This window comes from Bradyrhizobium sp. OK095 (genome assembly GCF_900109945.1).
Taxonomy (GTDB): domain Bacteria; phylum Pseudomonadota; class Alphaproteobacteria; order Rhizobiales; family Xanthobacteraceae; genus Bradyrhizobium.
Genome location: NZ_FOBX01000003.1, coordinates 449320 through 459764, shown reverse-complemented (window position 1 = coordinate 459764; position 10445 = coordinate 449320). Strand labels below are relative to the sequence as shown.

Below are 10445 nucleotides of genomic sequence, written 5' to 3'. Positions count from 1 at the left end.
TCATGCGTAAACGGGAGACCAGGATGGGCAACCGCACCGCAAAGTTCATATCCGCGCTTGTTGGCAGTATCATTGCCGGCGTGCCGCTGGCCGCCGTGTCACAGAACGCGCCGGCCGCACCGAACGCGGCCAACGCCGCGAGCGACTGTCTCGCCTCGGCAAAAGGCACCGCGCCGCAGGGCCAGCACTGGTACTATCGCCTCGATCGCGCGACCAAGCGGCAATGCTGGTATCTGCGCGCCGAAGGCGGCAAGGTCACGCAGAGCGCGCAGGCAACCGACACACCAGGCACGGATTCAGCCGCATCGCCATCGGTGCAAAACGCGCGTGCCGAATACATCGCGCCGCAGACCACGCAAGCCCCGGCTGTAGCGAGCGCGCCGCCGGTCGCGCAGCAACCATCGAGCACCGTGACCGATAGCAACGTAGAGCAGCCCGCTGTCGCCGCGCGCTGGCCCGATGCCTCTGCGACGGCCCCTGCGCCGCAGCCGAGCGCGAAACCGGCAAAGCCCGCAACTCCGGTGGCGCTTGCTTCAGCTGAAATTCCCGCCGACAAGCCGACCGGCTCGCTGCAGATGCTGCTGCTCGTGATCGGCGGCGCGCTGGCGCTCGCAGGCCTCCTCGCCAGCGTCATCTACCGCTTTGCCGGCGGGCGCGTCCGCGTCCAGGCAGCCGACCACCGCCGCGTGAATTGGGACGATCGGGAGCCGCACGATCTCGACGACAACCGCGCCCCCTGGCTCGACGCGACCCCGGCCGTCACGCGACGCGCGCAGCTGACGCACCCGATCGACTTCGATGCCGCACGTCCGCTGGCCACGCGTCCGCAAGCCCCGCAACTCGCCGCGTTCGGGGACGAGATCGGCCGGATCGCGGCACAATCCCGTTCCCCTCGTCATGAGGTCGCAGCAGACCTCGACGAGGCCGACATATTCAACGGAGAGTTCGAGATCGAGGCGTCAGCGCCTCAGCTCGCGGTCAACGACACTCATGACCAAGAGCCTGTCGACGACAAGCCCGCCGATCGCAACGAAGAGGTGCAGGCCGAGGATTCCGTCGACATCGACATCATCACGGCGATGCTGGAACGGTTGGCGCAGGAAGGGCCGCGGCTGTCGCCGCCTACCCCTGGCTCCAGTCGCGACTTTAGTCCTGGAGCTGTCCTTGTAGACCTCGCACGAAGCCCACGAGGCCAGTCCGCCGCTCGCGCTTGAGGCGTTCGGCCTTCAGGATCGACTGCACCTCGGCGAAGGCCTCGTCGACGTCATGGTTGATCACGATGTAGTCGTACTCGGCCCAGTGGCTCATCTCGTGGCTGGCGCGGCTCATGCGCTTGCGGATCACCTCGTCGGAATCCTGCGCGCGCGAGTGCAGGCGCTTCTCGAGATCGGCGGCTGACGGCGGCAAGATGAACACGCTGACGACATCCGCGCGCGCTTTTTCGCGCAGCTGCTGGGTGCCCTGCCAGTCAATGTCGAACAGCACGTCCTGCCCGGCCGACAGCGCGGCTTCGACGGGGCTGCGCGGCGTGCCGTAGCGATTGTCGAACACGGTCGCCCATTCGAGCAGCTCGTCGTCCTTCACCATCGCTTCGAAGCGGGGCTTGTCGACGAACAGATAGTCGCGGCCGTCGACCTCGCCTGGCCGCATCGCGCGCGTGGTCGCCGACACCGACATTTTCAGCCCGGGCATGCGATCGATCAGCAGCCGCGACAGCGTCGTCTTGCCCGCGCCCGAGGGCGAGGACAGCACGAACATCAAGCCGCGCCGCTCGACACCGTCAGTTCCGTGACCGCCCTTCGTCATCGATCACTCCAGATTCTGGACCTGCTCGCGGAACTGCTCGACCACGTTCTTCATGGCGAGCCCCGTATTGGTCAGCTCGATGTCGTTCGACTTCGAGCAGCAGGTGTTGACCTCGCGGTGAAACTCCTGCGCCAGGAAATCGAGCTTGCGGCCGACCGGGCCGCCCTTGCCGATCAGCTCGCGCGCCTGCGCGACGTGCGAGGCGATGCGGTCGAGCTCCTCGCGGATGTCGGCCCTGGTCGCGATCAGGATCGCTTCCTGCATCAGGCGGTCGGAATCGAAACGGTCGGAGGTGTCCAGCAGTGTCGCGATCTGCTCGGCGAGCCTGGCCTTGATCGCCTCGGACTTGCGGCCGGGCGAGCCTTCCGCCTTTTTCGCCAGCTGCTCGACCTCGTCCACCCGCTGGATCAGGATCTGGCCGAGCGACGTCCCCTCGCGCTTGCGCATCTCGACGAGTTCGGCAAGCGCCTTGTTGAAGGCTTCGGCCACAGCAGTACGCGCGGCGTTGTCCTCCTCCTCGTCGCCCTCGGGCTCGGCAACCTCAATGACACCCTTGATGGCCAGAAGACCGTCGACGCTCGGCGCGACCGCGTCGACCTTGCCGGCGATCACCGCGGCGGCCTTGAGGACGGCGTTGAGCACGTCCTCGTTGACGCGGACGGAGGCCGCCGCATTGGCGCGCTTGACGGTGAGATTGGCGTAGACGGTGCCGCGCGACAGCAACTCGCCGGCGCGTTTCTTGGCGTGGGCCTCGAGCTCATCGAACCCCTGCGGCAGCCGCACCCTGAGGTCAAAGCCCTTGGCGTTGACCGACTTCAATTCCCATTCGAACGTATACGGCCCGCTCGCGCCGTGGCTTCGGGCAAAGCCGGTCATGGACGACAAGGCCATCAGGTCAAATTCTCCGGAAACACAGGATTCGCGAGGCCATCAGGCCACGCGAATCTTAAGACTATTTTGCGGGAAAGTGTAATCCGCAAAGTCCCGTAGGCAGGTCTGCGAAAGCCTAGCGCTGGATCACCGGCGGGGTCGGCTGTGCCGCGCCCTGCCGGGCCGGCGCAGGATTGGCCGGGCGCGCAGCCGGCGGCTTCTTCTGCTGATTCGGCCTGGGCGTCGTCGCGGTCGGCGTGTCGGCGGCTGTGGGCGCCGCAGCAGCCGGCGGCGGCGCATCCTCGGCCGGCTCGACCGTGTCGTTCTGGATCTGCTTTTCCATCGCGCGCAGCTTGGCGACGTTCTTCTGATGCGCGTCGTAGGTCTCGGTGAAGGCATGCCCGCCGGTGCCGTCGGCAACGAAGAACAGGTCGCGGGTGCGGGCCGGATTGGCGGCGGCCTCGAGCGAGGCGCGGCCAGGGTTGGCAATCGGGCCCGGCGGCAGGCCCTCGATCACATAGGTGTTGTAGGGCGAGGGCTGCGTGATCTCGCTGCGCTTGATCGGGCGGCCGAGCGTGCCTTTGCCGCCGACGAGACCGTAGATGATCGTGGGATCGGACTGGAGCTTGATTTTCTGCTTCAACCGATTGGTGAACACGGCGGCGACCCGGCTACGCTCATCCGGCTTTCCGGTTTCTTTCTCGACGATGGAAGCCAGCGTCACCAATTGCTCCGGCGTCTTGACCGGAACGTCCTGGCTGCGGCGATCCCAGATCTCCGCGAGCACGCGCTTATGCGACTGCTGCATGCGCTGGATCACCTGATCACGCGGGGTCCCGCGCGGGAACTTGTAGGTCTCCGGCAGCAGCGTACCCTCGCGCGGCAGCTCGCGCACGCTGCCGGTGAAGATGTCGTTGTCGGACAGCCGAGCCACGATCTGCTCGGAGGTCAGGCCTTCCGGGATCGTGACGGAATGCTGCACCACCTTGCCCTCGACGATGGTGCCGATGACGTCGCGCAACGAGGCATTCTTCTGGAACGAATACTCACCGGGCTTGAGGTCCGAGCTCGCCTTCAGCGCGGCGACGCTGGCGATGAAAATCCACGGATTGACGTCGGTCACGCCTTCCCGGTTCAGCGTCTCGGCGATGTCGCGCTTGCCCGCACGCTGCGGGATGTTGACGATCTTGTCGTCCTTGAGCGGACCCGGGGCCTCGAGCACCTGCCGGCCGTAATAGTAGACGCCGCCGGCGCCGATCATGGAGATCAGCAGCAAGGTGATGATGGCGTTGCCGACGATCACGAACGGATTGCGCGCACGGTCCGATCGCTTCGGCGGCGGCGGGACCTGCTCGGGCTCGAGCGCTGCCCGCGGACTCCGGGGCGAAATGGGCGGCCTTTCACTCATCGAAACAACCTGAATCCTGCCGGTTCAATCGCGGCCCGACAATCGCTTGTCCGGCCAAATGCACGCGCCCACACCCATGACTATCGCCGAATACGGCAAAACGGTGGATTCGTCTCAACCACAAACTAATGGACCAAGCGCCGGAAGATCACCGACGCGTTGGTACCGCCAAAACCGAAAGAATTCGACAACGCGACGTTGACCTCACGCTTCTTCGCAATATGCGGCACGAGATCGATCGCAGTCTCGACCGACGGATTGTCCAGGTTGATGGTCGGCGGCACGACATTATCGCGAATCGCGAGAATGGCGAAGATCGCCTCGAGCGCACCGGCCGCGCCCAGGAGATGGCCGGTCGACGATTTGGTCGAGGACATCGCGACCTTTGAGGCGGCGTTGCCGAGCAGGCGCTCCACCGCACCGAGCTCGATCTCGTCACCCAGTGGTGTCGAGGTGCCGTGCGCGTTGATGTAGTCGAGATCGGATGCCGTGAGGCCGGCGCGCTTGAGCGCCGCCGCCATGCTGCGGAACGCGCCGTCGCCGTCGGGCGCCGGCGACGTGATGTGATAGGCATCGCCCGAGAGGCCGTAGCCGATCACCTCGGCGTAGATCCTGGCGCCGCGGCGCTGGGCGTGCTCGAGCTCTTCAAGAACCAGGACGCCGGCGCCCTCGCCCATCACGAAGCCGTCGCGATCCTTGTCGTAGGGACGCGATGCCTTCTCGGGCGTCTCGTTGAAGCCGGTCGAGAGCGCGCGCGCGGCGTTGAAGCCGGCAATGCCGATACGGCCGATCGGCGATTCGGCGCCGCCGGCCACCATGACGTCGGCATCGCCGAGCGCGATCAGGCGGGCGGCATCACCGACCGCATGCGCACCGGTCGAGCAGGCCGTGACCACCGAATGGTTCGGTCCCTTCAGCCCGTGCTTGATCGAGACATAGCCGGAGGCGAGATTGATCAGGCGTCCCGGGATGAAGAACGGCGACACCCGGCGCGGTCCGCGTTCCTTCAACAGAATCGCGGTGTCAGCGATGCCGTTGAGGCCGCCGATGCCGGAACCGATCATGGTGCCGGTCGCGCATTTGTCCTCCTCGGTCTCGGGATGCCAGTTGGCATCGTCGAGCGCCTGGCCGGCTGCGGCCATGCCGAAGATGATGAAGTCGTCGACCTTGCGCTGGTCCTTCGGCTCCATCCAGATATCGGGATTGAAGCTGTCGTTGCTGCCGTCGCCGCGCACGACCGTGCAGGCGTATCTGGTCTGAAGATCGGAGACATCGAAGCTCTCGATCCTGCGCGCACCGCTTTCGCCGTTGAGGATACGTTTCCACGTCGGCTCGACGCCACAGCCGAGCGGCGACACCATGCCGAGACCCGTGACGACAACCCGCCTCATATCCGAAAACTCCGCATCGAAAGATTCACGGCAAATAACAAGAAACCGGCTGACCGCTGGGAAGCGGCCCGTCCGGTTTCAATGTTGTCCCCGCGAAAATGAAGAGCCTTAGCTCTTCGCGTTCTTCTCGAGAAACTTCGTGGCGTCGCCGACGGTGAGAATCGTCTCCGCCGCGTCGTCCGGAATCTCGCAACCGAATTCTTCTTCGAACGCCATCACCAGCTCGACGGTGTCCAGACTGTCGGCGCCGAGGTCGTCGATGAAGCTCGCCGCGTCGACAACCTTCTCGGGTTCAACACCAAGGTGTTCGACCACGATCTTCTTAACCCGCTCGCCAATCTCACTCATTGCATAACCTCGTGTTGTTCCCTGTAGACCCGACCCCCCGGGACGATACGAGCCGTCGTGGTCGTGTTACTGCCTTCGCTTACGAACTTTAGATTTGGCCCCATCCAAACCGATGCAGGGCCCCGGCGAACGACGGCCAAGGCACCGCATCGCCAATATACAGGGTTTCAAAAACCTGCAATGGCGTTCTTTGCCCATCCGTTGAAGGTCCGGTTATCATACTTCAACTGCCTTGACTACAAGCCTCATTTCGCTCCGGAAACGGCCGTTTGCCGCATCCCGCACCGCCCCTGTGGGCAGTGCGGAACGAGGGCTTCAGATCATGGCCATGCCGCCATTGACATGGATGGTTTGCCCCGTGACGTAGGCTGCTTCGTTCGAACTCAGGTAGACGGCGGCGGCCGCAATGTCCTCTGGCGTCCCCAGGCGGTTGGCCGGAACCTTGGTCAGAATCGTCTCGCGCTGCTTGTCGTTGAGCGCGTCCGTCATCGGCGTCTTGATGAAGCCGGGCGCGATGCAGTTCGCGGTCACGCCACGCTTGGCGTATTCGGCACCCAGCGTCTTGATCATGCCGATCAGGCCCGCCTTTGACGCCGTGTAATTGCCCTGCCCGGGATTGCCGGTGACACCCACCACCGAGGTAATGGCGATGATGCGGCCGAAGCGCTTGCGCATCATCAATTTGGTCGCGGCGCGCGCCAGGCGGAAGGTCGAGGTCAGATTGATGTTGATGACCTCCTCCCAATCCTCGTCGCGGAGCTGCACGAAGAGATTGTCGCGCGTGATGCCGGCATTGGCGACGAGGATGTCGACCTGGCCCATCGCCGCTTCCGCGGCAGGCACCAGTGCCTCGACCTCGTCGGCCTTGGAGAGATTGCAGGGCAACACGTGAGTGCGCTCGCCGAGCTTGCCGGCTAGCTCATCCAGCACTTCCTTGCGCGTTCCCGAGATCGAAACGGTGGCGCCCTGCGCATGCAGCGCCTGCGCGATGGCGCCGCCGATGCCGCCGGTCGCACCGGTGACGAGCGCCTTTTTGCCAGTCAGATCGAACATTGAAAACTCCTCTAGGCCTGCGTCGCAGCGGCCAATGCATCCCTAGCGGCGGCAATGTCGTTGGGACCGCCAACCGCAACGCCGACAGCGCCTTCCGCAATACGCTTGACGAGACCGGTCAGCACCTTGCCCGCGCCGATCTCGAAGAAACGGGTGACGCCCTGCCCTGCCATATAGGTAACCGACTCGCGCCAGCGCACGGTGCCGGTGACCTGCTCGACCAGGCGACGGCGGATCTCGTCGGGATCGGTGATGGCGCTCGCCAGCACGTTCGATACCAGGGGCGCCGCCGGCGCCTTGATCGTGACCTTCGCGAGCGCCTCGGCCATGGCATCGGCCGCGGGCTGCATCAGCCTGCAATGGAACGGCGCGGACACCGGCAGCAGCATTGCACGCTTGGCGCCCTTGGTCTTGGCGATCTCGACGGCGCGATCGACCGCAGCCTTGTCGCCGGAGACCACCACCTGGCCGCCGCCATTGTCGTTGGCAGCCTGGCAGACCTGGCCCTGCGCCGCCTCATGGGCGACCGCCATGGCGGCCTCATAATCGAGGCCGAGCAGCGCGGCCATCGCGCCGACCCCAACCGGGACGGCCTTTTGCATGGCGAGACCGCGGATGCGAAGCAACCGCGCGGTGTCGGACACCGTCAGGCTGCCGGCAGCAGCCAGCGCTGAATATTCACCGAGCGAGTGGCCGGCGACGAAAGCCGCATCCCGCCCCACGGAAAAACCGGCTTCAGCCTCCAGCACGCGCAGGGTCGCAACGGACACAGCCATGAGGGCCGGCTGCGCGTTCTCGGTGAGCTGGAGGGTTTCGGCCGGGCCATCCCAGATGGTCGACGTCAGCTTCTCCCCAAGCGCGGCATCGACCTCGTCGAACACGGCGCGCGCCACCGGGAAGGCATCGGCCAGGGCCTTGCCCATGCCGACCGCCTGGGACCCCTGCCCCGGAAATGTGAATGCTGCCGTCATCGGCGCTCCCTGGATCGTTCGAACATCGGTCAGACCGGGCGGCCATTCTCTACGCCGGGACGCGCCCCTGGTTCCCGATCATGCTCCAAAGGGGGCCGTAGACACTGACAGAGGCCAAACTGTCAAGCCGCGACCACGTCCAGGGCTGGGGATCGGCGACGGACTACGCCCTGCGGGCCCCCCCCGTTTGGACCCCCGCCCGTCGCCACGGGCGGTGCCACCATGCCGTCAGTCGTCAGTGACTTCGCAGGCAAACGTTTACGCTGTCTGGAACTCGGCGCCGCGCCTTAAGCCGCCCTAAATTCAGGGTGCCAAAACTGCCGCCATGGCATTCGTAGTTCCATCGACTTCGACAGCGTCAACCGCTGCCGCGCAACCGCGGCTGTGGCAAAGCTTCGTCGACTGGTTGCTCGCCGGACCGGGCCCGCAGTCCGACGATATCCAGAGCGAGTTTCTTCAGCAGAGGTCGACCAAAACGAGGACGCTCGTGGTGGCGGTTCTCGCATCCTTGCTGATCGCGTGCATTGCCGCCGCCATGACTGGAGCCATTTGGGCCTATGCCTGGGTGCTGGCGGAGCTGGTTATGGGCGGCACCCGCCTCTACCTGATGATGAAAGCCGCCGCGCGGGCGAAGGCCGAGGGCCCCGCGGCTGCGAGCGGCACGCCGATCTGGGCCGGGCTGCTCTCAGTGATGTTGATTTCCGCCGGTTGCTATCAATGCGTCGCGTCGGGGCACTTGCTGCTGGTGCTGACAGCCGGCATCAGCCTTGCCAATCTGATCGGCGGCATCGCCTCGCGCAGCGCCGCCACCCCGCGCTATGGCATCCTCATGATCTGCATCCTGACGCTACCCTTTGCGGTCGCCACGATGCTGTCGCCGATCTCCTTCCTGTTCGTCATCGGCCTGCAAACGCCGGTCTACACCGCCGGGATGATTTTCCTGCTGCTCGAGAATCACAAGATCCTGCTCAACCTGCATCGCTCCGAGCGCAACAATCGCCTGATGGCGCATCACGATCTGCTCACCGGCCTGCCCAATCGCGCCCTGAACCGGAAGCTGTTTTCCGAGCTGCTCGACGGTCCATGGCCGGTGGCAACGCCATCGGCCGCAAAGCTCACCGTATTCTGTGTGGATCTCGACAACTTCAAGAGTGTCAATGACCGGCTCGGACATGCAGCCGGCGATGCCGTCCTGATCGCGGTCGCAGGTCGCCTGCGCGCCAGCGTGCGCGAGGCCGACGTCGTATGCCGTGTTGGCGGCGACGAATTCGTCGTCCTGTTGCCCGACATCACGAATGGCGAGGCCACCGACATTGCGCGTCGGATCATCACGCGGATCTCGGAGCCGTTCGAGTTTGCGCCCGCCGCGCGTGTCGGCGCCAGCATCGGCCTCGCATCTGCGCCACAGGACGGGATGACCGCCGACGAATTGCTGAGCGCGGCCGACCGCGCAATGTACGAGGCCAAGCGCCGCGGCAAGGGCGGCTTCGTGATCCACGCCTCCGGCGTCGATCTGCTCACCGAGATCGTGCCGCTCGTCCCTGCGGCACAAGCCCCGGCGCTGGTCGGCTAGAATCCGCCTGCCTTCTGATCCGCACCGACCTCTGCGCCGGCCTGCGCGCGGCGCGCGCTGCTGGCCAGCTGGCCCGGCCGGTCGTCGCGGTTCGGCCTGGCGGTGGCGAGCCTCAGCACAGCGGCGTAGTTCGGCTGCACTTCCATGCGACCGGCATGCCGGCTCTCGCTAAGCAGGCGATGCACCTTCGGCAGATTGTAGCAGGGCACGTAGAACAGCAGATGATGCTCAAGGTGATAGTTCACGTAGTACGGCGCGATGAACAGACGCTCGAGAAAATTGGCATGCGTGGTGCGGGTGTTGCGCAGGGGATCGCTGCTATCGGGCACGACGGCGTGCTCAGCGATGTTGCGGATGCGGGTGATCACCATCATCCAGGTGAGCAGCGGCACCAGCCATAGCAGCGGATAGGCCCACCACACGCCGGCCGCCGCGAGGCCAGCAAACATCGCGGCATTGACGAGGCATTGCGGGCCGAGCTTCTCCCGGAAATGCGCGGCACGCTGGCGCCACGGCCAGTCCTTCGGCCCGAACGCGTTGAGCAGTTGCGCCTTGCGTTGCTGATAGCCGGTCTGCCCGGTGATGTCGCGAATGAACTTGCGGCGATAGCTCAGCTTGGTGATCGGAAATGGCGCCGACAGCACGAGATCGGGGTCGTCTTCCTGCTGAGTGCGCGCATGGTGCTGGAGGTGGTAACGCCGATAGCTGCGCGTCTCCGCAAAGAGCGGATAGGCACAGAACCACTGGCTCAGCGTCAGATTGGTTTTTTCGTCGGCGGACAGGCAGCCATGGGCGCCGTCATGCATCAGGATCGCCAAGCCCAGCTGGCGCGAGCCGATGATGGCGACCGCCAGAACGTAGGTGACCGGATTGGGCCACCACGCGACCAACGCGATCGCACCGATCATGAGGGCCCAGGCGTGCGCGATCAGCGCAACGCCTTTCCACGTCACGCGCTGGCGTATGTCGGCCAATTGATCGTCGGTCAGGAAATCGCGGGCACGCATGCGAAGCGCGGTCATGGC

10 protein-coding genes are annotated in these 10445 nt (G+C 65.2%); 2 read left to right on the top strand and 8 right to left on the bottom strand.

Going from position 1 to position 10445, the window contains the following annotated elements:
- Positions 1-2: 2 nt before the first annotated feature.
- A complete protein-coding gene (locus BMW89_RS11135) occupies positions 3-1214 on the top strand; it encodes a hypothetical protein (RefSeq protein WP_092025784.1) in 1212 nt (403 codons plus the stop codon).
- Here BMW89_RS11135 and gmk read toward each other — a convergent pair.
- From gmk to fabD, 7 genes are all read right to left on the bottom strand, one after another.
- Positions 1147-1806 (bottom strand): guanylate kinase, encoded by a 660-nt coding sequence (gene gmk / locus BMW89_RS11130; protein ID WP_092025781.1) that lies wholly within the window; start codon positions 1804-1806, stop codon positions 1147-1149. The two genes, BMW89_RS11135 and gmk, sit on opposite strands and share 68 nt — an antisense overlap.
- A 3-nt stretch (positions 1807-1809) precedes the next feature.
- Positions 1810-2697: a YicC/YloC family endoribonuclease gene (locus BMW89_RS11125; RefSeq protein ID WP_092025778.1), complete on the bottom strand. Its 888-nt coding sequence runs from the start codon at positions 2695-2697 to the stop codon at positions 1810-1812.
- Positions 2698-2812: 115 nt separating this feature from the next.
- On the bottom strand, positions 2813-4084 hold the full coding sequence (gene mltG, locus BMW89_RS11120) for an endolytic transglycosylase MltG (protein ID WP_092025776.1): 1272 nt from the start codon (positions 4082-4084) through the stop codon (positions 2813-2815).
- Positions 4085-4209: 125 nt separating this feature from the next.
- Entirely contained in the window at positions 4210-5475 is a 1266-nt protein-coding gene (gene fabF / locus BMW89_RS11115) for a beta-ketoacyl-ACP synthase II (RefSeq protein WP_092025773.1), read from the bottom strand.
- A 108-nt stretch (positions 5476-5583) separates the two neighbouring features.
- Positions 5584-5823, bottom strand: a complete 240-nt coding sequence (locus BMW89_RS11110; RefSeq protein WP_006020277.1) for an acyl carrier protein — start codon at positions 5821-5823, stop codon at positions 5584-5586.
- A gap of 315 nt (positions 5824-6138) precedes the next feature.
- A complete protein-coding gene (gene fabG, locus BMW89_RS11105; protein WP_092025771.1) occupies positions 6139-6876 on the bottom strand; it encodes a 3-oxoacyl-[acyl-carrier-protein] reductase in 738 nt (245 codons plus the stop codon).
- Between the two features lie 11 nt (positions 6877-6887).
- Positions 6888-7847 (bottom strand): ACP S-malonyltransferase, encoded by a 960-nt coding sequence (gene fabD / locus BMW89_RS11100; RefSeq protein WP_092025768.1) that lies wholly within the window; start codon positions 7845-7847, stop codon positions 6888-6890.
- Between the two features lie 535 nt (positions 7848-8382).
- Here fabD and BMW89_RS11095 point away from each other — a divergent pair.
- Positions 8383-9420 (top strand): GGDEF domain-containing protein, encoded by a 1038-nt coding sequence (locus BMW89_RS11095; protein ID WP_177195966.1) that lies wholly within the window; start codon positions 8383-8385, stop codon positions 9418-9420.
- On the opposite strand, the gene BMW89_RS11090 is transcribed toward BMW89_RS11095, so the two are convergent.
- Entirely contained in the window at positions 9417-10442 is a 1026-nt protein-coding gene (locus BMW89_RS11090; RefSeq protein WP_092025761.1) for a fatty acid desaturase family protein, read from the bottom strand. The two genes, BMW89_RS11095 and BMW89_RS11090, sit on opposite strands and share 4 nt — an antisense overlap.
- Between the last annotated feature and the right edge of the window lie 3 nt (positions 10443-10445).